Below are 21,786 nucleotides of genomic sequence, written 5' to 3'. Positions count from 1 at the left end.
AGTTCTGCGAGCCGGCACAGGCAAACGAATGATTTTGATGATGCGTTAGATTTTCTTCATGAACTTTGAGCATCTGCGGGCGCTGGCCGCCGTTATTGACGAGGGCACCTTCGAGGCCGCAGCGGACCGGCTGCACATCAGTCCCTCCGCTGTCAGCCAGCGGATCAAGGCCCTGGAGAAGTCGGCGGGGCAGGTGGTGGTGCGCCGCGCTGTTCCCTGCACGCCCACCGAGGCCGGGGCCGCGCTGCTGCGGCTGGCCCGGCAGGTGCAGCTGCTGGAAGCCGAGGCCCGGCAGGCCCTCGGGACGGCAGCTCCGGCCGCCGCCACGCCGGTGGCGGTGAACGCCGATTCCCTGGCCACCTGGTTCCTGCCCGTGCTGAGGGACGCCGCCGGATGGACGGACAGCACCCTGAACCTGCACGTGGAGGACCAGGATCACAGCAGCCGGCTGCTGCGGCAGGGAGACGTATTGGGAGCGGTGACGGCGGATCCGGCGCCGGTCAACGGCTGCCGGGCCGTGCGGCTCGGCGCTATGCGCTACGTCCCCGCTGCGGCTCCGGGACTGCGCGAGCGGTTTACCGCACCGGGCGGCGTCGACTGGCAGGCGATGCCGGTGCTGCACTTCAACGCCAAGGATGATCTGCAGCGGGGCTTCCTGGCCTCCCGCGGCCCGGGGCATGAGCCGCCGAGCCACACCGTGCCGTCATCGGAGGCCTTCGTGGCCGCCGTGCGGGCCGGACTCGGCTGGGGGATGGTGCCGGAACTGCAGATTGGATCGGACCTTGCGGACGGTCGGCTGGCGCTGCTCGACGAACAGGCGCACCGCGACGTGGTGCTGTACTGGCAGTCGTGGACGCTTCAGTCCGAGCGGCTCGATCGGCTCACGTCCGCCGTCCGCCGGGCCGCCCGGCAGCTGAGAAGCTAGCTGACGCCGTCGTCGTTGGCCGCCGTGCCTGCTGCCATCGCGGCCCAGCGGGCAAAGTACACGCCGCCGGCGTCGTCGTGAATGCGGTCGCCGGCGGTCAGGACCGGGTACGGCTTGGCGGGCACGCCGTCCGCCGGGCGGACATCCACATGCGCGACGTCGTAACCCAGGGCGTGCAGCTCATCGGCCATGGCGTAGTCGGTGCGGGAATCCCCGACGGTGCGCCAGATGCGGGGGACCTCGGTGCCGGCGGCCTCCAGCAGTGCCAGGGCGCGCCGGGCGCCGAGGTCCTTGCCGACACCGAGCGCCTCAATGTCGGTGGAGATGATGGTGGGATCGATGCGGTAGTCGATCGAGTCGCCGCTGTCCGGAACATGGTGGTCCAGCCGGCAGACGCCGAGGTCCAGCTCGCCCATCAGGGCCAGGGCATCGGCATCGAACTGCTGCTGCTCGGCCAGATATTCTGCGTTGTCCACGTCCACGTGCTGCTCCACGGAGACCATGGCGCGCTTGGTTTCGTCGTAGAACATGTGGGCGGCGTACTTCTCCGCCACCAGTTTCCGGACGGCGTCGGCATAATCCGCGGGAAGCGCCAGGGCGGAATCCACCTGCGGCTCGCCGGGGCCGGATCCGGTAAAGGAGAACCAGACGGCGCCCTTTTCACAGATGGCATGCACCGTGGTGTCCGTCGGCAGCCCGGCGGCGATCATCGGGGCCATGACCTGTTCGCGGATGAACTCATCGGACCGGCCGGTGTTGAAGATAACGGGCCAGCCGGCAACCGCCAGCTGCACGAGGTCAGTGATGATTCGGGGCGGTACGGAGCGGGTAACCGGGCTGGCTACCGGGCCGTCGACGTCGAGCAGCAGGCCAAAGCGGGGAGAAGTCACGGTGCCAGTATTTCACTGCGGCAGCCGCGGCGAAAAACGGCACGTGCGGGGCGTAGCTTCGCATTGATGCTGGTGAGAGCACGAATTATCGAAAAAGAACCCCTTGGCGCCCGTAATGTAGCGGAATGGAAGGCGCCCCGCCGGGGCACGCTGTTTCAAAGGCCGCCGATCTTCCATACTCTGTATGAGTGATCTTCAAAGCTGTTGGCGACGGACGCCCTTACCCCGACCATGGATACGTGACACCCAAGGACTGGGCAGCGGTACCTCCCCGGCAGGTCCGGCTCGATGAGCTGGTCACCACCAAGAGCACTCTGGACCTGGGCGCACTGCTGGCCGAGGACTCCACCTTTTTCGGCGATCTGTTTCCGCATGTTGTGCAATGGAAGGACACCATGTACTTGGAAGACGGGCTGCACCGGGCCGTGAGGACTGCGCTGCATCAGCGGACCATCCTGCATGCGCGCGTCCTGGTGATCGATGACTGACGAGCCCTCCGGCGCGCAGCACCGGAACAGGGCAGCGAGGAATGACCCCACCGAGTGGCACGGCCACCGGATTGTCACCGAAGATGTTCTGGGGGCTGTGTTTGATCCCGCAGCGGACGCTGCCGCGCAGCTGCGGCGCCGGAGGCAGCTGCGGCACCGGATCGTCATTGGCCTGTTGGCCGCTGTGCTGGTGGCGGCTGCGCTCTTCGCTGCGGCTGTCCTGCAGGGTTGGATCGTACTTTCCGAACCGGAGCCGGCACCCGTGGCGTCCACCGAATGCCCCGCAGGGCCGTTCTCCTATCAGGCGCCGGACAGCATAACGGTCAATGTTTACAACACGACGCCGACGGCGGGACTCGCCTCGCAGGTCTCCGAGGCCCTTGCGGCCCGCGGGTTCCAAGCCGGAACCGTGGGGAACAGTTCAGTGAACCGTGAGGGAATGACGGCCATTATTGTCTCCGGCCCGGAGGGCGAAGCCGCTGCCTTCACCCTGCAGCAACAGATTCCCGGAACGGAATATATCCAGGATGACCGGGCTGACGGCACGGTCGACGTGGTGCTGGGCTCCGGTTACACCGAGCTGGTGCCGGTGGAAAAGATTTCTGCAGCTGTCGCCGGGCCCATGAGCTGCCCCTGGGAATCGGCAACGCCGGCGCCTCCCGCCGGATAACCGGCCGGGGAGACGCCGGCGTGCCGTGCGTTGCCCGGATATCAGGCCAGGGTAGCGGCCGTGGGATCCCAGTCTTCGGGCAGGGCCGGCACCCGTGCCGCCGAGCTCTCCACTGAAACGAAATTTCCGGTCTCCACGGACTCCGTGATGGAGGCCATCGCGTCCAGGACGTGGTAGGCCATTTCACCCTGCGCCCGGTGCGGGCGGCCCTCCCGCAGTGCGCGGGCCATTTCCAGGACGCCGCTGCCCCGCGTGGTGGTGGCACCGACGGACGGGACGGTGGTCCAGTCATCGGCGCCGGCCGCGCAGATCATGACGTTGCCGTCAAAGGTGTTGGGGTCGGGGAAGGCAATGGTGGCTTCCGTTCCGGTGACTTCCACCAGGCCGGGCCGCCGGTAGGGCGAGTCGAAACTGAAGATGCTCTGGGAGGACTCGCCGCCCTCAAACTGGGCGATGGCGCTGACGTGCGTGGGGACGGTGACGGCGAACGTCTCCCCGGCGCGCGGCCCCGATCCGATGGTGCGCAGTTCCCGGGAGCGGGAGCCGAAGGCGCCCACCTTGCGGATGGAGCCGAAGGTCTGGACCAGCGCGGTCAGGTAATAGGGGCCAATGTCGAACAGCGGTCCGGCGCCCTCCTGGAACAGAAATGCGGGATTGGGATGCCAGGACTCCGGTCCGGGGGACTGCATCAGGGTCAGGGCCGTGAGCGGGGTGCCGATGTCACCGTTTTCAATCATCCGGCGGGCGGTCTGCAGTCCGGCGCCGAGGAAGGTGTCCGGTGCGCAGCCGAGGCGTACTCCGGCGGCGTCGGCAGCTTTAAGCAGCCCCAGCCCCGACTCGCGGTCCAGCGAGAACGGCTTTTCGCTCCAGACGTGTTTGCCCGCCGCGACCGCCGCTGTGGCAATTTCTACATGCGCGGACGGCACGGTCAGGTTCACGATGATCTCGACGTCGGGATGGTTCAGGGCCGCGTCCACGCCGCCGGATTCCGCAATGCCGAATTCCCGGGCCCGTGCCGCGGCGGCCTCAGGAAACAGGTCCGCCACAACGTGCACGGCGACGTCCGGAAAGGACGTGAGGTTGGTGAGGTATTCCTTGCTGATGACACCGGCGCCGATGATTCCGATGCCGACTGGTCCCCGGTTGGTCATGACGGCCTTCCTGCGGTGAGGTACTCGAAGCTTGCTGTGACTGCGTCCATCATGTTCCCGGCGGAGTCATCCAGCTCCACCACGCCGCTTTCCAGCGCGGATGCGGCATCGATGATGTCCCAGATCGGCAGGGTGCCGCTTCCCACGGCCACCTGGTCCGCGGGGTTGGAAGTTGCCGGGCCGTCCTTGATGTGGATGAACCGGACCCGGTCACCGAGCCGTTCCAGCAGTTCCACCGGGTCCTGGCCGCCAACGGCCGCCCAGTAGGTGTCCACCTCCAGCACCACGTCAGGGTTCAGATGTGCGGCCAGCACTTCCAGGCCGGTCCGGCCGTCGGGGAGCATCTGCAATTCCCACCAGTGGTTGTGATATCCCACGCGGACACCGAGGGGCGCGCCCTTTTCCGCCGCTGCGTTCAGGGCAGAGGCCGTAGCGGCGATATCTTCCTCCGAGGTCCACTGTTCCTCTGCAACGTGCGGATCTATCACCGTGCCGATGCCCAGCAGCCGGGCGGCTTCGAAGATGGCATCCTGGTCGCTGCGCAGCAGGGGGGCGTGTCCTGACGGGGCGCTGAGGTTGTTGTCCTTCAGGGCCGCCGCCAGCTCCTCGGGATTGACGTGGAAGTTGTAGGGTTCCACCTCGCGGAAGCCAATGGCGGCGAGCTGCTTGAGTGTCCCCGGAAGGTCAGCCTCAAGCTCCCTGCGGACGGTGTACAGCTGAAGGGAGAATGTCACTGCTCTGCTCCTCGTTGAGTGCGATCGTGGTGCCCTGTGACCTACGGCACTCTCAATCTAGGGAGACTTATGACGACAGTCAAGCAAAAGTTGTCACCTGAGCGGGACCCGCGGCTGGGCTCCGGGGCCGGGTTCCGGGGCCGGGTTTCGGGGCCGGTGTCCGAAAGGATGCCCTGATGCTGGACGCCGGGTCTCCCGCTGCGAATACTCGGGTTCATGACATCACCGCATTCCTGGGAGCAACGTGCCTTGCTGGGCCTGGAGTTCGGCACGGCAGCCGCTGCGCTCGGAGGGGGCATCCTTTTGGCCCTGCGCCCGGACGGAGCGTTCCTGCACGCCGATCCATCGGTCCTGCGACGCACGCCGTTTACCGACTGGCGGGCTCCGGGGCTGCTCCTTGCCGCCGGGTGCGGAGGCGGCTACCTGGTCGCGGGGCTGCTGCAGCTGCGCCGCAGCCGTGCCGCACGGCTGGTGTCGGCCGCCGCGGGAACGGCATTGATCGGGCTGGAAGCCTGGGAGATCGCCTTCGTGGAATTCCAGCCGCTGGAAGCGGTGTTCGCCGGAGTGGGGGCCGCCGTCGTCGTGCTGGCGCTGCGCTCACCGCCGGCAGCTTCCGGCCGGACCGCCGACGGCCGGTGACTTAGCGGTCGGCGTGCGCGGCCGTCCGGCCGTCCACGGTTTCGTCGGCCAGCTCGGCGCGGATCCGTCCGTTCCCGCGCACCCACAGGCGGTAGGCCACGAACAGCAGGACAATCCAGACCGCACCCACCACCAGGGCCACGCGGGTGTCCGGCATGATGCCCAGCAGCACCACAATGAACGCCATGAACGCCAGGGCCGCGTAGGAGGCAAAGGGCCAGAACGGGGTGCCGAATTCGGAGGCCGGCAGGCCGCGGCGCTTGATCTCCCGCTTCATCGCGATGTGCGAGAGCAGGATCATCAGCCACACCCACACGGTGGCGAACGTGGCGATCGAGGCAATGATCGTAAACAGGGATTCGGGCAGCAGCGCGTTCAGCACCACGCCGGCCAGCAGCACCACGCCCATGGTGGCGACGGTCATCCACGGCACGCCGTGCCGGGAGATTTTCGAGAACGACGACGGCGCCTGGCCCTGCTGTGCGAGTCCGTAAAGCATGCGCCCGGCACCAAAAATGTCCGAGTTGATGGCCGAGAGGGCTGCGGTGATCACCACGGCGTTGAGGATGTGTGCGGCCGCAGGGATGCCCAGGGAGTCGAAGATCTGCACAAACGGGCTGGTTTCCCCGTTGATGTCCTGCCACGGGAAAATCATCATCAGCACGCCCAGGGCGCAGACATAGAAGAGCAGGATGCGCACCGGCACGGTGTTGACCGCGGCCGGGATGGCTTTCTTCGGGTTCTCGGCCTCGCCGGCAGTGATGCCGACGGTTTCGATCCCGCCAAAGGCAAACATCACAATGGAGAAGGATGCCAGCAGACCCCAGAAGCCGTTCGCGAAGAACCCGCCGGAACCCAGCATGGTGTCCAATCCGGGGTTGGCGGTGTCCGGCAGCCCGAAACCGAAGACCACGATGGCCGCGCCGCCCACAATCATCGCGATGATGGCGCTGACCTTAATGATGGACAGCCAGAACTCGGTCTCGCCGAAGACTTTCACCTTCATCAGGTTCAGTGCCGAAATCAGCAGGACGGCGGCCAGGATCCAGATCCACCGCGGAACGTCCTCAAACCAGAACCCCATGTAGATGCCCAGGGCCGTGACATCCGCAATCGCTACGATGGCCATTTCAAACGCGAAGGTCCAGCCCGTGATGAACCCGGCGAACGGGCCGAGGTAGCGGCTGGCGTACTGGCCGAAGGAGCCGGAAACCGGATGGCGCACCGCCATCTCCCCGAGCGCCCGCATGACCAAGAACACAGCCGCGCCGCCGATCATGTAGGCCAGCAGCACCGCCGGACCGGCTGACTGGATGGCCGAGGCAGACCCGTAGAACAGGCCCGTGCCAATGGCAGAACCGAGCGCCATGAAGCGGATGTGCCTGATATTCAGGCCGCGGGCCAGCGCCTGGGTAAAGGAGGACTTCAAAGAGAACGCACCTTGGAGATTGGGGAGATAGGCCGAATAGTCGGCCTATCCATGGTACGCCGGTGAAGGGTACGGCGCCGGACGGCCCCCTCCGGCGCCGCTCCTAGCAGCCGTCCGGACCGCAGGCAGGACCGTCCGCCGAGCCGGACGCCGGCACCGGAGTCAGGTCCACCAGCGGGTGGGCTTCCTGCCAGGCCTGTTCCAGGGCCGAAGTGAAGAGTTCGGCGGGCTGTGCACCGGAGATCCCGTACTTGTTGTCGAGGACGAAGAACGGCACTCCGCTGATTCCCAGCGACTGGGCCTGTGAAATATCGGCATTGACGGCGTCGGCGAATTCGTCGGTGGCCAGCACGGCGCGGACCCGTTCCGGGTCCAGGCCTGCCGCGGCACCAATCTCTGCAAGGGTTTCCGCGGCACCAATGTCCCGGCCCTTCTCAAAGTGGGCGGACAGCAGCGCCTCCTTGACGGCGTCGGCGGCCTTGTTGCCGCCTTCGGCGCGTGCGAGGTGGATCAGGCGGTGCGCGGAGAAACTGTTGGCAACCACCAGGGAGTCGTAGTCATAGTGCAGGCCCTCACCGGCGGCCTGTTCGGTGACCTGCTCCAGCATGCCGGCGAGCTGCACGGGATCGATGCCCTTGCGTTCGCTCAGATACTCGACTTCGGTGCCGTCAAAGTGTTCGGGCAGGGACGGGTCCAGCTGGTAGCTGCGCCAGCGGACCTCCACCTCGTCCCGGTGCGGGAAGGCGGCGAGGGCGGTCTCGAAGCGGCGCTTGCCGATGTAGCACCAGGGGCAGGCAATGTCGGACCAAATATCAATCTTCATATCCGGTGCAACGCGGAAAGGACCGGAAGCCATTCCCGGAGTGCGCAAACACTCCGGGAGCAGTTCCGGTCCTTGCCTCTGCGGATATGGAAGCGGTCTCCGCCTCCTCCGCAGTTGGCTTCCCCCACGTTGCGGTTCTTCCCCTGAGGGTTTAGGCGGTAGCCAGTTCCCGCGCTTCGTGCAGGAACCGGGCGTAAGCCGGAACCGTCAGGAAGGTGGGGAATTCCTCGCCGCAGGCCACTTCCTCGAAGAGTGCCCGGGCATCTTCGAAGCGGTCGCCGTCGAAGCGCTGCAGGCTGTTGAACTCTTCCTCGAGGAGTTCCTCCACCCAGCGGTCCGTGATGATTTCGCCCTCGTCGGTGACGGCAGAGCAATGGATCCACTGCCAGATCTGTGAGCGGGAGATCTCCGCGGTGGCGGCGTCCTCCATCAGGTTGTTAATGGCGGCTGCACCGTTGCCGCGCAGCCAGGACTCGATGTAGCGGATGCCCACCTCAATGTTGCTGCGGATGCCGTCCTCAGTGATGACGCCCGGCGTGGAGGCGATGTCCAGCAGTGCCTTGTCACTGGGCACCACGTCCTCCCGGGTGCGCTCCAGCTGGTTCGGCCGCTCGCCGAGGACGCCGTCGAACACCTCCATGGCCACCGGAACCAGGTCCGGGTGGGCCACCCAGGAACCGTCAAAGCCGTCGCCGGCCTCGCGGGTCTTGTCAGCGCGCACCTTTTCCATGGCGACGTCGTTCACTGCGGCATCCCTGCGGTTCGGAATGAAGGCCGCCATGCCGCCGATGGCGTGGGCTCCGCGGCGGTGGCAGGCACGCACCAGCTGCTCAGTGTAGGAACGCATGAAGGGTGCGGTCATGGTGACCATGTTGCGGTCCGGCAGCACAAACCGGGGTCCGCGGGTCCGGAAGTTCTTGATCACGGAGAAGATGTAATCCCAGCGGCCGGCGTTCAGGCCAGCGGCGTGGTCCCGCAGTTCGTAAAGGATTTCCTCCATTTCAAAAGCGGCCGTGATGGTTTCAATCAGCACGGTGGCGCGGATGGTGCCCTGGGGAATGCCCATCAGATCCTGCGCCAGGACAAAGATGTCATTCCACAGGCGTGCCTCGAGGTGGTTCTCAATCTTCGGCAGGTAGAAGTAGGGGCCGCGGCCCTGTGAGATCAACCGGTGGGCGTTGTGGAAGAAGTACAGGCCAAAGTCCACGATGCCGCCGGCAATCGGGGTGTTGTCAATCAGCATGTGCTTTTCCGGCAGATGCCAGCCGCGGGGGCGGACCACGATGGTGGGCAGATCGGTGAGCGAGGAGCCGGTCAGCTTGTAGTCCTTGCCCTCCGGGGAGGTGAAATCGATCCGGCGGTCCAGGACGTCGCGCAGGTTCAGCTGCCCGTTGATCACGTTGGACCACGACGGCGTGGAGGAGTCCTCCATGTCCGCCAGCCACACTTTTGCGCCGGAGTTCAGGGCGTTGATGGCCATCTTGCGGTCAACCGGCCCGGTGATTTCCACCCGGCGGTCTTCCAGCCCGGGTGCCGTGGGGGCAACCCGCCAGGAATCGTCCTCGCGGATGGAGCGCGTCTCGGCCAGGAATGCGGGGTCCGCTCCATTGGAGATCTGCCGGCGGCGGGTCTGGCGCTGCTGCAGCAGTTCCTGCCGGCGCGTGGCCGTGGCCCGGTGCAGCGCCTTGACGAAGTCCAACGCCTGCGGGGTGAGGATTTCCTCCTGGCGCCGCACAACGGGAGCGGTGAGGGAAATTCCGTTCAGGGTGATTGGGTCATTCATGGCGTTCTCCTTCGGGTCTTCAAGATGAGGGAATCCGCTTCTGCGGACCCGCCGAGATGGCAGAAACTGCTCTTCCCAGGGCTGGTGCGTGCACTTTCTGCCATCTCGCGGGGGTGGAGGTGGAGGATAGGGGAAGCGGGGTTTAGTGGAACTGGGCGGATTCCGTGGAACCGGCCAGGGCCAGGGTGCTTCCGGTCGGGTTCAGTGCGGTGGCAATGGCATCGAAGTATCCGGTACCGACCTCGCGCTGGTGCTTGGTGGCGGTGTAGCCGCGGGATTCGGAAGCGAACTCCTTTTCCTGCAGTTCCACGTAGGCGCTCATTCCGTTGCGGGCGTAGCCGTGGGCCAGGTCGAACATGGAGTAGTTCAGGGCGTGGAAGCCGGCCAGGGTAATGAACTGGAACTTGAAGCCCATGGCACCGAGCTCGCGCTGGAACCGGGCGATCGTGTCATCGTCCAGGTGCTTCTTCCAGTTGAAGGACGGCGAGCAGTTGTAAGCCAGCATCTGATCGGGGAACTCGGAGCGGACGGATTCGGCGAACTTGCGGGCCAGTTCCAGATCCGGGGTGCCGGTCTCCATCCAGATGAGGTCCGAGTACGGGGCGTAGGCCTTGGCACGGGCGATGCAGGGCTCGATCCCGTTGCGCACCTTGTAGAAACCTTCGGGGGTGCGAACTGGCTCTCCGTTCTCACGGATGATGAACTCCTGATCACGCTCGTCCACATCGGAAGTGATGAGAGTGGCTGCCTCGGCGTCGGTGCGGGCTATGACGACGGTGGGCGTGCCGGCAACATCCGCGGCCAGACGGGCGGCGTTCAGGGTGCGGACGTGCTGGCCGGTGGGGATCAGGACCTTGCCGCCGAGGTGGCCGCACTTCTTCTCCGAAGCGAGCTGGTCTTCCCAGTGCACGCCTGCTGCGCCTGCCTGGATCATGGACTTCATCAGCTCGTAGGCGTTCAGCGGGCCGCCGAAGCCGGCTTCGGCGTCGGCCACGATCGGCACCAAATAGTCATCCACGGTGGAGATGCCTTCAGCGAACTCAATCTGGTCGGCACGGAGCAAAGCGTTGTTGATGCGGCGGACCACGGTGGGAACCGAGTTGGCCGGATACAGGGACTGATCCGGGTAGGTGTGGCCGGAGTTGTTCGCATCGGCTGCCACCTGCCAGCCGGAAAGGTAGATGGCCTTGAGGCCGGCCTTGACCTGCTGCACAGCCTGGTTGCCGGTGAGGGCGCCCAGGGCGTTGGTGTAGCCCTCGTCGCCGGCATTGCGGAGCTGGTCCCAGAGCTTCTCGGAACCGCGGCGTGCCAGCGTGTGCTCTTCGGAGACGCGGCCGCGGAGCTTCACGACGTCGTCGGCGGAGTAGTCGCGCTCGATGCCGGCCCACCGGGGATCGGTGGCCCATTCGGAGGTAAGCTGCTCGGCGGTGGGTGCGGTGTTGTGTTCCTGGGTCATGACCAACGTCTCCTTGAAGTGGTGCTGCATCTCCGGCCGTTTCAACCGGTGATTTCCTCTGTGCAACCCACTCTGCGGCAATAACAACCCCCTTTCTAGGACTTTTCTCTGGCAAGAAATGCAGTTCTTCGCATAATGTGAATTTGTGACTGACACAACATGGAACCGGCCCGCTCCGGCAGCCCGCAAATCCGCTCCGGGGTCCGAAGCGGAGCGCACTTTGGATGTGATCAGCCTGGGCCGGCGCGTCCGGCACCTGCGCAAGGCAAAGGGGATGACGCTCGATGACCTGGGCGCCGCCGTCGGAACCGTGGCCTCACAGCTGTCGCTGATTGAGAACGGCAAGCGCGAACCGAAACTGGGCATGATGCAGGCGCTGGCCGCCGCACTGGATGTCAGCATCGATTCGCTGCTGGGTGCCGAGCCTCCGAGCCGGCGTGCTGCCCTTGAGATCGAGTTGGAGCGGGCCCAGCGCGGACCGCTGTATTCCTCCCTGGGCCTGCCGAAGGTGCGGATCAGCTCGCGCACTCCCATTGACGTCCTCGAATCGCTGGTGGGACTGCAGTCGGAGCTGGAGCGCCGGCTCAACGAGCAGGTGGCCACGCCGGAGGAGGCGCGCCGGGCCAACGGCGAACTGCGGAAGATGATGCGGGAGCGCAACAACTACTTTCCCGAATACGAAGCCGCGGCCCAGAAGGTGCTGGATTCGGTGGGACACACATCCGGGCCGCTGTCCCAGCACGTGATCGCTGATATTGCCGCGCATCTGGGCTTCAGCCTGCATCACGTGCATGACCTGCCGCACTCCACCCGGTCCGTCACTGATTTGAAGAACCGGCGGATCTATCTCACGCAGTCCCAGCGGTCGGACCACGATCCGCGCTCGGTGCTGCTGCAGGCGCTGGGCCACTATGTGCTCCAGCACCGGACACCCAGCAGCTACGGGGAGTTCCTCAGCCAGCGGGTGGCCACAAACTACTTTGCGGCGGCACTGCTGCTGCCCCGGAAAGCCACCGTGGAGTTCCTGCAGCAGGCCAAGGCTGCCAAGGAGATTGCTGTGGAGGACATCCGCGATGCCTTCGCCGTGTCTTACGAGACCGCGGCGCACCGGTTCACGAACCTCGCCACGGAGCATCTGGGCATCCCCACCCACTTCCAGAAGGTGCACGAGAGCGGCATTGTCTACAAGGCCTATGAGAACGACGGCGTGACGTTCCCCGCCGATCACACCGGCGCCATTGAGGGCCAGCCGATCTGCCGGTACTGGACGTCCCGGGAGGTCTTCTCCGTGCCGGACCAATTCAGCGCATTCAACCAGTACACCGATACCCCTGCCGGGACCTACTGGTGCACCGCCCGCACCGAACGCAGCTCCGGCGGCCTGTTCTCCCTCAGCATCGGCGTTCCCTACGCGCACGTGAAATGGTTCCGCGGCCGTGACACCACCGCACGTTCCAAGTCCCGCTGCCCGGATCCGGACTGCTGCCGCACGCCTCCGGGCGAGCTGTCCTCACAGTGGTCCGGGTTTGCCTGGCCCAGTGCCCGGGCACATTCGCATCTGCTGGCGGCCCTGCCCCCGGGAGCTTTTCCCGGCGTGGATGAAACCGAGGTGTATTCGTTTCTGCAGGCGCACGCTGCGGACTAGGGATCCCCTAGGAACGCTGAGACGGCAGCGTAAGGATCTCCGCGCCGTCGTCGGTAATGGCGATCGTGTGCTCGCTGTGCGCGCTGCGGCAGCCCGTTGCGCTTCGCAGGGTCCACCCGTCGTCGTCGGTAGTCAGTTCATCGGTGTCAGCCATGACCCACGGCTCCAGTGCAAGCAGCAACCCGGGGCGCAGCTTGTATCCGCGGCCGGGCCGGCCGGCGTTGGGAACATGCGGATCCTGGTGCATGGTGGACCCGATGCCGTGACCGCCGAACTGCGTGTTGACCGGGAACCCCGCCTCGCTCAGGATCGAGCCAATGGCGTCGGAAAGATCGCCGATGCGTGCACCGGGGCGAGCTGCGGCGATGCCGGCGGCCAGGGCGCGCTCGGTCGTCTTGATCATCTTCACGCTCTGCGGCGGCCTGACATCGCCCACGATGAAACTGATGGCGGAGTCGGAGGCGATACCGGCTTTGAGGACGGCGAGATCCAGACTCACCAGGTCGCCGTCGGCAAGTGTGTAGTTGTGCGGAAGGCCGTGGAGTACCGCGTCGTTGACCGAGGTGCAGATGTAATGCCCAAAAGGTCCGCGCCCAAAGGACGGCTCGTAGTCCACGTAACAGGACTCGGCTCCGGCTTCCGTGATCATTGCCGCAGCCCACCGGTCAATATCCAGAAGATTCGTGCCAACCACGGCGCGGCTTTTCAGCGATTGAAGAATGTCTGCGACCAGTGCACCCGTGGTGCGGGCCTTGGCAACTTCAGCGGCGTTCAGGATTTCGATCATGCGGTACCTTTCGAGATGTCCAATAACTATACCGGCCATATTATCCCGGTAGGATAGTGCCCATGGTCAGACTGCCGCTTACCCCCGGAGAAGTCGAGCGCGGACAGCGTCTTGGCGCCCTGCTGCGCCGGGCGCGGGGAGAGCGCACCATGCTGGACATCGCGCTGCAGGCACATGTTTCCCCGGAGACCCTGCGAAAAATCGAGTCCGGCCGCGTGGCCACACCCGCCTTTCCCACCGTCGCTGCCATTGCCGGGGTCCTCGGGCTATCCCTGGACGCGGTGTGGGAGGAGATCAGCCGGCCCGAGCCCGGTGCTGAACAGTCCGGTGCCAGGCGCAGCGGATCAGACGGCGGCACGGAAGAGCGGCTCGCCTCCTGAAGGCTTTGCCCCACTCCGGGACCACTTTCCGGCGGCGTTCACCCCGGCCTGTTCTGGCAGCGGCACAGACCGTTTAGGGTGTAGGCATGCCAGAGATGCCCGAGGTGCAGGGACTCGCCGATTTCCTGCGGACCAAACTGCTTCCCGCCGATGCACCCGCCGCCGTGGTTTCCGACGTCGAGGTCCTGTCGTTCTCCGTCCTGAAGACAGCGGGAGTGCCGCTGACGGCCCTCATCGGTGCGCCGGTGACCGCCGTCCGGCGCCGGGGCAAGTACCTGATCATCACCGCCGGAGGCGTCCATTTGGTGATGCACCTGGCCAAAGCGGGCTGGCTGCGCTGGTCCGACGCACTGAAGCCGGGACGGCTGCGGCCCGGCAAGGGGCCCATGGCGCTGCGGGTCCGCTTTGCTGCCTCCCCGGACGACGACGGCGGGGCTGAGCCGGGATTCGACCTGACCGAGGCCGGAACCAAGAAATCCCTAGCCGTCTACCTGGTGGAGGATCTTCAGGAGGTTCCAGGCATTGCGCGGCTGGGCCCGGAGGCGTTCGACGTCGACTATGACACTTTTGCTGCACTGGTTGCCTCGCACCGCGGCCAGATCAAGGGGCTGCTGCGGGACCAGTCGGTGATTGCCGGCATCGGGAACGCGTACAGCGATGAAATCCTGCACGCTGCGCACCTCTCACCGTTCGCCAACGCTGCCCGGCTTCAGCCCGAGGAGGTCCGGCGGCTGTACGAGGCGATGGACGGCACGCTGAAATCGGCCATTGCCAATGCCTCGGGGCGGCCCGCTGCCGAGCTGAAGGACTCCAAACGCCGGGCGCTGCGGGTCCATGCCCGGACGGGGGAACCCTGTCCGGTCTGCGGTGACACAGTCCGGGAAGTATCTTTTGCCGATTCTTCCCTCCAGTACTGTCCCAACTGCCAAACCGGCGGAAAACTGCTGGCTGACCGCCGGATGTCCAAGCTGCTCAAGTGAGGCCGGCAGAGTTCCGGGGAACAGTAAAACAGCGGGCCCGGGATAATCTCCCGGACCCGCTGTCTTTCTAGCTGTTGGTGCTTACTTGCAGTTACCGCCGTTGTCGGTGGTGTAACCGTCCAGGCGGTTGATGAACGCCGCCATGGCTTCACGCGAGACATCCTCAAGCGGGCGGAACGAGTTGTCCGACCAACCTGTGGAAACGCCCGAGTCCTTCATCCACGAGATTTCCTTGTGGAAGAGGTTGTTCGTGGCCACGTCGGTGAAGGAAGCCGCGGCCGGGGACTTGTACTCCGAAGCGTCCTCAACCGAGCACTGCTCGCCGGCGAACCGGTTCATGAACGCAGCCATCGCGTCACGCTTGACCGGAGCCAGCGGGCGGAAGGAGCCGTCCGGGTAGCCGGTGGAAACACCCGTCTCAGCAAGCCACGAGATCTCCTTGTAGAACTGGTTGTTCGTGGCTACGTCGGTGAACGGGCTGGTGGCCGGAGCGCTGTAGGACGGGGATCCGGCCAGGCGGTAGAGGAACGCCGCCATGGCATCACGGTTGATCGAGCCAAGCGGGCGGTAGGTGCCGTCCGCGTAACCCGTGGTCAGTCCCTGATCTGCCATCCAGTTGATTTCGTTCTCGAACTTGGTACCGGCAACATCGGTGAAGCGCAGGGCGCCCACCTCAACCGGAGTGACCTGATCCTTGACGCCTGAAGCGTTGTGGTGGTGCAGGAACAGGGCCTTGCCGCTGGTGGTGGAAGCCTGGCGGTTGACTGCCATGAGCGAGCCGTTCTCGTCTACGAACGCGTTGGCGCCTTCGGAGCCGGGAGCTCCCTGGAACCACATAGCCGGTTCGGTGACATTGAATCCGACCCAGGCGGTTTCATCAACCGGAACCTGTGCGCCGTCCGCGTTCACGCTGAAGGCGTTGTAGGTGGAGACCCGGTACTGCATCGGAGCAGACTTGGAGAGGTCCAGTCCAAGCGCAGCGGCCGGGATCGGCAGGGTGACCACGTTGGTGTCGAAGTTGTTGGTATCTGTATTTCCGACAACCCCGTTGACCGGGAAGGTGCCCAGCGGCTTCACAGCCGGTGTGCCGTTGACAACCGGGTAGAGCGCGAACACTGACTGATCGATGCCGTCAGCCGAGGACGTGGCCGCCAGGAAGTCGGCAGCGCCGTCGTTGTTGGTGTCCAGCTCAACGGAGATCTGGCTGTTGCTGTTCAGTGACGCCCAGTTCTCCCAGGTGCTCACGCCAATATTCAGGATCGACTCCGCCAGGTCTCCCTTGGCGGCGGTCAGTGCGGGAACGGTGGAAGCGGCACCCACAGTGCGCAGGTCCAGCGAGTAGAGGGATTCCAGAGCCAGGTTGTCCCGGCGTGCGCTCTCTTCACCCAGCACCAGCGGAGTTACCAGCGAGGTGTAGGCTTCGCTGTCCGTGCCCTGGTTGAGATCACGGCCGCTGAAGGTCACTGCGGCAGTACCTGCAGCAGAATCAGCAAAGGTGATCTTGGTGCTGGCCTGCATGTCGGAGGTCGGCTTCGGAGCGGAGTAGACCGGCACCCGGAGGGTTCCGGCGGTGTCGCTCGTCAGCTGCAGTCGGCCCGAGGCTTCCGCCAGGTACTGGCGCGGAATGTCGTTTGTGCCCTGGGTCTTCTCAGCAGCGGGGTCGATCGTCTTGGCCAGCGCTGCGGGATCCTTGATGCTCAGTGTGACGGGAACCGTTGCCTTGCCGTTGGCCGGTACGGTGACCTGACCGCCGGCAGTGATGGTGACGCCCGGCATTTCCGTTGCGGCCAGGTATTCAGCCGAGTAGGTCTGAGGCTTGTCGCCCTTGTTCTCGACCGTAACGCTGCGGGTTACCTCGATGGGGTTGGACCCGAGTTCCAGGACGCCAAAGTTCACCGAGGTGAGACCGGGCTGCTCGGAATCGTAGGCCAGGACCTTCGTATTGAGGGCATCCAACGCGTCCACGCGGCCTGAACCGGTGCGGTTGGGTGCATAAACAACACCGTCAGCAGTCAGCAGGTCATGGGTGGCGGTGTTCATGATGATCGACTTGACCTCGTACGGGTTGTAGTCGGTCTCGGCGATGACGAGGGCGGAAAGTCCGGCGACGTTTGGTGCCGCCATGGAGGTTCCGCTCTTGATGGAGGATCCGGTGCCCGTGCCCACCTGAGCGGACTTGATCTGGGTGCCCGGAGCGGCAACGTCCGGCTTGACGACGCCGTTGGAACCGTGGATACCGCGTGAGGAGCTGGCGTTCAGGGTATCCAGTGCGCCGGACTCGCCGGTCACGGTGCCCAACAGGTCCTTGTTCAGGCGGACCTGAAGAGTTCCGGCCTCAGCGGCGGGACGCAGTTCTTTCGCGGAATCCGCGGTGACCTGCATGCCCGGAATGGTGGCGTTGCCGGCAATGCCGGCATCGAAACCGTTGAGTGTGGAATCGATGATGACACCGGCGTAACCGGCTGCTGCGGCGTTGTTCCACCGAACTCCGGATCCGCACTCGCGGGTGCTGGAGTTGTCATCCCAGGTCAGCCAAACCCACTTGCCCTTGTTGGCGCCTGCAGGCTCGAGCGTGGCACAACCGTCGGAGTTATCTCCGGCCGGGCCCATAACAACGGTGCCGGTCAGCGCTTCATCTGTTGCGGCTGCGTAGTTGTAGTTCGCGGTGTACTGGCCGGATGCAGTTCCGGACTTCTTCTGCGACGTCGGTTCGAGAACCTCGGCGGCATCAAGAGTGGTCTGGGAACCAACGCTGTTGGCCACGGTCAGAGCGGTTTCGGCGCTGCCCGGGGATCCGCCGATGTCGTAGATGTCGCCGGAGTTACCCGAGGAGACAACGGACAGGATGCCCTGCGCGGTGAGCGCATTGACAATGTCGTTTTCCGGATCGTCATAGGCCGGGAAGGAAGAGCCGAGGGACATGTTGACTACCTGGGCGCGGTCATCGAAGTTGCCGTCGCCGTTCGGGTCAAGAACATAGTCCAGTGCCTGGCCAACAACTTCCGAGGAACCTTCACAGCCGAAGACACGGACGCTGACAAGCTTGGCCATGGGCGCGGTGCCCGGGCCGATGCCCATTCCGTTGACGTCCTTGGCGGTCAGGGCTGAGTAATCGCCCCGGAAGGTGCTGCCGTCGGCGTTGGTGCCGTAGCCTGCTGCGGTACCGGCCACGTGCGAACCGTGGCTCTGGCAGTCCAGCGGGTTGGCGTCCGGCTTGGGGATGGGGTTGTACAGCTCGGGGACCGAGGGGTCGGCGTTGTAATCGTCGCCCACCAGATCCCAGCCGCCGGCGAACTTCTCCGGGTCGTAAAGTCCCGAGTCCGCGGCCGGAATGGTGTCCGATGCCTGGGCCTGAGCGAAGGCTTCCATGGTTCCGGGGCCGCCGAAATCGGAGTGGGTGTAGTCCAGACCGGTATCCAGGACGGCGATGGTGACGCCCTCACCTGTCTGGTCGCGCTGAACCCAGGAGTCCAGGGCCCGGACATCAATGTCCCCGCCCTTGTTGTCGAACGTCTTGGGCACAATGCCGGTGATCTTGGCGATGTCACCGCGAGCTGCCAGTGCCCGAATCGCTTCGGCGTCACCGTTGATGGCTACGCCCGGAATGGTGTTGGTGGTGGTGTAAATAATGCTGGACGACGCCTGCGCCGCAACTTCGTCGGCCTGCGCCTCGATGGAGGCCCGGATCTGCTGGACCTCGGCTGTCTTGTTCAGCGGTGCTGCAAGTCCGTCGCGGACTTCCTGCGGCTGGGTCTGCTCAAAGGCACCCTTGCCGGTGAACTGAACATATACGGAAACCTGACCTTGTTTGGTCAACAAGTCGCTGGAGACCTTAAGTTCCGGCGTCACACGGGCAAGGCCCTTGGCCGTCGGTTCCCCCTGAGTGTTCCCCTCAACGGCCGCGGCCGGGGTCCACATACTGGAGACCAGAGCAAGGCCGGCAACTGTTGCCAGCGCGGCCTTTCCTGATCTCCGATGGTTTGGATGCTTCATACTTCTCCTTATTAAGGGTCCGCCGGAGCCGGAATTGAAATCTGTTGATTTCGAGTCCACCGACCGAGACCTGGCAATGACGTAGTGACGTAAAGACGGAGCTGAATCAGGTCCACGATTTTTTCGGTCAGGAAACAAATTGGGCCTTGCTTGTACCTTTGTTTGTCTCTTATCGAATGTCAACAGTATGAACGGACACAATTTTCCCCGGAGTGCCGCCCCGGCCGGCCGGTATATCGTAGTGGCTGAAGTGGAGCCGAACCATGGGAGCCAAGTGGCATCGCACGAACCATCGCACGTAGCAGTAATCGTTAGGACCAAGGATCGGCCGCTGTTCCTGAGAAGGGCACTCCGCGACATTTTTGACCAGACGCACAGCGACTTCTCCGTAGTCGTGGTCAATGACGGAGGCGACGTCGACGAGGTCGACGGGGTGGTTGCCGAATTGCCCCTGGACGTCCGGGAGCGGGTCAACATTCTCCACCGCGAGAAGAGCACCGGCATGGAAGCAGCATCCAACGCCGGCATCCGCAGCTGTGATTCCCCTTACATTGCCATCCATGACGACGACGACCTGTGGCATCCGGAATTCCTGCAGCGCACCGTCCGGCATCTTGAAAATTCGTTCGATGCCGGAGTTGTTGTCCGGACGAACGTCCGATTTGAGGAAGTGGTCGGCGAAGATATCGTCGAAACCCGTTCCGAACCTTGTTGGCCGGCTTTCAACCGGATTTCGCTGGGGGAGCAGCTGCGCATTAATCGCGCGGTGCCTATTTCCTTCCTCTACCGGCGTTCACTTCATGAAGAAGTGGGTTATTACAACGAAAATCTGGCGGTGTGCGGGGATTGGGAATTCAACCTTCGTGTCCTGGCGATGCACCCCATCGGTTTTCTCGACGGGGAACCGCTGGCGTTCTGGTGCCAGCGGCCCACGGCCTCCGGTGCCGAAGCCAACAGTATTTTTGAGAAGGCGGAGGAGCATCGGCACTTTGACCGCATGGTCCGGGATAATTTTCTCCGGGATGACCTGGCCAAGGGCGGATTGGGCTTCATGCTCCAGCTCAGCTCCTTGATGGCGCAGCAGGAAGAACTGCTGCTGGAAAACCAGCGGCGGATGGACCGGATGCAGGAGGAACTGACCCAGGCTCTGCGGCGCTTGGAAGACACGGTCAAGCACCGGACCAGCCTGAGCAGTGTTTTCTCCAGAGGGAAAGCTGCTGTATCAGTGGTCCGGGATGCCCTGCAGTCACGGCGCGAATCATGACTGCAAAGATTGCAGTCCTTGCGGATCTTGGCCAGGATCTGTACCACGCGGGCGATGAGGCCATGGGCCATGCCGCGGCAGATGAACTCCTGGCCCGCGGGTTCGAGGTTCTCCTGCTGTCCCGCAATCCGGAGCAGACACAGCGCCTCTTTGGGTCCGAGGCAGCGGCCACTCTGCCGTTTCCCTGGCCTCCGGCCGAGCGTGAAGCGTATCTGAAGAGCATCCGCGAACACCTCTCCGGCACCTCCCCGCTTCCAGCTGGGGACCCGGCCCTGGCACTGATCGCTGAGCTTCAGAAGTGCGACGGCGTCGTCATCGCGGGCGGAGGCAACCTGAATTCGCGCTATGGCTGGCTTCTGCATGAACGTGCCGCGGTGGTTGCCGTTGCCCGCTCCCTGGGGAAGCCCGTGGTGATATCCGGCCAGACGCTGGGCCCGCAGCTGACGGGTGTGGACGCAGGGATTCTGGCGGACATGTTTGAGGCAGCGAACCTGTGCTCGGTTCGGGAGCGGTCTTCGGCTGAGCTCTCCCGCCGGCTCGGGGTACGGGCAGTGACCGGTCTGGATGACGCGTCGTTCCTGGCCTTCGGCGGCGGAACGGCAGGGAACGATGCAAGGCAGGAAGCCTTCGGTCTTAATCTGCCCGAAACCGGCTATGTTGCCGTCACCGTCGCCCCGCATTCAGGGAACCCCGAGAAGTTCCACGAACTCCTGGGGGCCCAGCTGGATGCCCTGCATGCCCGTACGGGCCTGGCTACGGTCTTCCTGCCGCACTTCGGTGTTGGAACGCAGGACACCTGCGACAGGGAGACGCATGCCCGGATCGCGGCCTGCATGACCTCGCCCCGGCGCCAGCTTCCGGTACTGCCCGCCCGGGACGTCGCGGCGGTCACTGCCGGCGCTTCCCTCGTAGTGACAACGCGCTACCACCCCGCCGTGTTCGCACTTTCCGCAGCGGTGCCCGTGGCCGCGCTGACCGTAGACAATTACAGCGGTGTCCGGCTCGCCGGCGTCATGGCCAACTGGGGCCTGGCGGACTTTGTGGTTCCCCTGCCGGGACTGTCCGATGGACTGCTGGCCGAAACAATGGGCGAGACCTGGCAGCGCCGGGCCGAAATCTCGGCTCATCTGGCAGAACTGCAGCCGTCCCGGAAAGCCTGGTTCACTCAGTGGTGGGACGGTGTCGCGGCGGTGCTTTCCGGCAGCAAGAACGCCTCTGCTGCTGTGGAAGACCTTGCTCCGGCGCCTGTGCTGCGTGCCGCAGGGCCCTGGCATGCGGCGGTACAAGAGGCGGCCGCCGGGTTCCATGGCCGGTCTGCGACGGCAGCCCAGACAGAGGTCGAAGAAGACAGGCTCCGCTCGTACGCCGCGCAGCGGGACCGGGAGCTTGAGGGTCTTCAGGCTGAACACCAGCGGTTGCTGAACTCCCGCACGGTCAAGGCAGCGCTTTCCGCGCACCGGCTGTACACGAAAATCCTGCGTCGCTAACGGGTTAACCCGCATCCACCCGAGCTGCGGTCCGGCGGCAGCCGGGGGCCGCTTTGGCGGCAACCTGACGGCCGTTCGTTCTGCGGCGCCAACCGGGCCCCAACCGGGCCCCAACCGGGCGCCAGCCGGGCGCTAGCTGTAACTCTCACGGACGTTGTGAACGCGTTCGATAGGTGAGAGGCCCTCGATCCCGGTATGGGGTCGATGATGATTGTAGTGATGAAGCCAGGCATCGTAATCAGCGATCCTGGCTTCTTCGCTC

19 protein-coding genes are annotated in these 21,786 nt (G+C 64.7%); 9 read left to right on the top strand and 10 right to left on the bottom strand.

The annotated features are described in order from the left end of the window. The first annotated feature begins 58 nt into the window (after positions 1–58). On the top strand, positions 59–925 hold the full coding sequence (locus AC4D2W_RS16480) for a LysR family transcriptional regulator ArgP (protein WP_490927994.1): 867 nt from the start codon (positions 59–61) through the stop codon (positions 923–925). Here the strand turns inward: AC4D2W_RS16480 and AC4D2W_RS16475 are convergent. Then, positions 922–1,815: a hypothetical protein gene (locus tag AC4D2W_RS16475; protein ID WP_490927993.1), complete on the bottom strand. Its 894-nt coding sequence runs from the start codon at positions 1,813–1,815 to the stop codon at positions 922–924. The genes AC4D2W_RS16480 and AC4D2W_RS16475 overlap by 4 nt on opposite strands. Positions 1,816–2,003: 188 nt before the next feature. Here AC4D2W_RS16475 and AC4D2W_RS16470 point away from each other — a divergent pair, with 188 nt between their 5' ends. Next, positions 2,004–2,303: a type II toxin-antitoxin system VapB family antitoxin gene (locus tag AC4D2W_RS16470; protein ID WP_227892491.1), complete on the top strand. Its 300-nt coding sequence runs from the start codon at positions 2,004–2,006 to the stop codon at positions 2,301–2,303. Beyond that, on the top strand, positions 2,296–2,973 hold the full coding sequence (locus AC4D2W_RS16465; protein WP_490927992.1) for a LytR C-terminal domain-containing protein: 678 nt from the start codon (positions 2,296–2,298) through the stop codon (positions 2,971–2,973). The genes AC4D2W_RS16470 and AC4D2W_RS16465 overlap by 8 nt, the downstream gene beginning before the upstream one ends. A 41-nt stretch (positions 2,974–3,014) precedes the next feature. Here AC4D2W_RS16465 and AC4D2W_RS16460 read toward each other — a convergent pair whose 3' ends face one another. Beyond that, positions 3,015–4,124: a Gfo/Idh/MocA family protein gene (locus AC4D2W_RS16460; RefSeq protein WP_490927991.1), complete on the bottom strand. Its 1,110-nt coding sequence runs from the start codon at positions 4,122–4,124 to the stop codon at positions 3,015–3,017. After that, positions 4,121–4,858, bottom strand: a complete 738-nt coding sequence (locus AC4D2W_RS16455) for a sugar phosphate isomerase/epimerase family protein (RefSeq protein ID WP_490927990.1) — start codon at positions 4,856–4,858, stop codon at positions 4,121–4,123. The genes AC4D2W_RS16460 and AC4D2W_RS16455 overlap by 4 nt, the downstream gene beginning before the upstream one ends. A gap of 216 nt (positions 4,859–5,074) precedes the next feature. Between AC4D2W_RS16455 and AC4D2W_RS16450 the strand changes: the two genes are divergently transcribed. Then, on the top strand, positions 5,075–5,497 hold the full coding sequence (locus AC4D2W_RS16450; protein WP_490927989.1) for a hypothetical protein: 423 nt from the start codon (positions 5,075–5,077) through the stop codon (positions 5,495–5,497). Position 5,498: 1 nt separating this feature from the next. Here the strand turns inward: AC4D2W_RS16450 and AC4D2W_RS16445 are convergent, their stop codons facing one another. From AC4D2W_RS16445 to aceA, 4 genes are all read right to left on the bottom strand, one after another. After that, positions 5,499–6,866: an amino acid permease gene (locus AC4D2W_RS16445; protein WP_490928052.1), complete on the bottom strand. Its 1,368-nt coding sequence runs from the start codon at positions 6,864–6,866 to the stop codon at positions 5,499–5,501. A gap of 163 nt (positions 6,867–7,029) precedes the next feature. Then, positions 7,030–7,749 carry a DsbA family oxidoreductase gene (locus AC4D2W_RS16440; RefSeq protein ID WP_490928051.1) on the bottom strand — a complete coding sequence of 240 codons (720 nt, stop codon included), beginning with the start codon at positions 7,747–7,749 and terminating at the stop codon, positions 7,030–7,032. Between the two features lie 151 nt (positions 7,750–7,900). After that, on the bottom strand, positions 7,901–9,532 hold the full coding sequence (gene aceB / locus AC4D2W_RS16435) for a malate synthase A (RefSeq protein ID WP_490927987.1): 1,632 nt from the start codon (positions 9,530–9,532) through the stop codon (positions 7,901–7,903). Between the two features lie 142 nt (positions 9,533–9,674). Then, positions 9,675–10,988, bottom strand: a complete 1,314-nt coding sequence (gene aceA / locus AC4D2W_RS16430) for an isocitrate lyase (protein ID WP_490927986.1) — start codon at positions 10,986–10,988, stop codon at positions 9,675–9,677. Between the two features lie 145 nt (positions 10,989–11,133). On the opposite strand from aceA, the gene AC4D2W_RS16425 reads away from it, so the two are divergent. Further along, positions 11,134–12,633, top strand: a complete 1,500-nt coding sequence (locus AC4D2W_RS16425; RefSeq protein ID WP_490927985.1) for a helix-turn-helix domain-containing protein — start codon at positions 11,134–11,136, stop codon at positions 12,631–12,633. 7 nt (positions 12,634–12,640) lie between these two features. Here AC4D2W_RS16425 and map read toward each other — a convergent pair whose 3' ends face one another. Beyond that, positions 12,641–13,420, bottom strand: a complete 780-nt coding sequence (gene map, locus AC4D2W_RS16420) for a type I methionyl aminopeptidase (RefSeq protein ID WP_490927984.1) — start codon at positions 13,418–13,420, stop codon at positions 12,641–12,643. A gap of 62 nt (positions 13,421–13,482) precedes the next feature. Here map and AC4D2W_RS16415 point away from each other — a divergent pair, with 62 nt between their 5' ends. Both AC4D2W_RS16415 and AC4D2W_RS16410 read left to right on the top strand, forming a co-directional pair. Continuing rightward, complete coding sequence (locus AC4D2W_RS16415; RefSeq protein ID WP_490927982.1) at positions 13,483–13,800, top strand: helix-turn-helix domain-containing protein; 318 nt, start codon at positions 13,483–13,485, stop codon at positions 13,798–13,800. An 86-nt stretch (positions 13,801–13,886) separates the two neighbouring features. Further along, a complete protein-coding gene (locus AC4D2W_RS16410; protein WP_490927981.1) occupies positions 13,887–14,780 on the top strand; it encodes an Fpg/Nei family DNA glycosylase in 894 nt (297 codons plus the stop codon). Between the two features lie 81 nt (positions 14,781–14,861). Here AC4D2W_RS16410 and AC4D2W_RS16405 read toward each other — a convergent pair whose 3' ends face one another. After that, on the bottom strand, positions 14,862–18,773 hold the full coding sequence (locus tag AC4D2W_RS16405; protein WP_490927980.1) for a S8 family serine peptidase: 3,912 nt from the start codon (positions 18,771–18,773) through the stop codon (positions 14,862–14,864). Between the two features lie 274 nt (positions 18,774–19,047). Here AC4D2W_RS16405 and AC4D2W_RS16400 point away from each other — a divergent pair, with 274 nt between their 5' ends. Continuing rightward, positions 19,048–20,037 (top strand): glycosyltransferase family 2 protein, encoded by a 990-nt coding sequence (locus AC4D2W_RS16400; RefSeq protein ID WP_490927978.1) that lies wholly within the window; start codon positions 19,048–19,050, stop codon positions 20,035–20,037. After that, positions 20,034–21,524 carry a polysaccharide pyruvyl transferase family protein gene (locus tag AC4D2W_RS16395; protein WP_490927976.1) on the top strand — a complete coding sequence of 497 codons (1,491 nt, stop codon included), beginning with the start codon at positions 20,034–20,036 and terminating at the stop codon, positions 21,522–21,524. Before AC4D2W_RS16400 ends, AC4D2W_RS16395 begins: the two co-directional genes overlap by 4 nt. A gap of 132 nt (positions 21,525–21,656) precedes the next feature. Here the strand turns inward: AC4D2W_RS16395 and AC4D2W_RS16390 are convergent. Continuing rightward, positions 21,657–21,786, bottom strand: a 130-nt coding sequence (locus AC4D2W_RS16390) for an integrase core domain-containing protein (RefSeq protein ID WP_490928050.1), incomplete at its 5' end; no start/stop codon positions are given.

This window comes from Arthrobacter sp. TJ-58, from assembly GCF_058269295.1.
The sequence above is the reverse complement of the archived record's forward strand: the minus strand, read 5'-3'. Positions and strand labels throughout refer to the sequence as shown.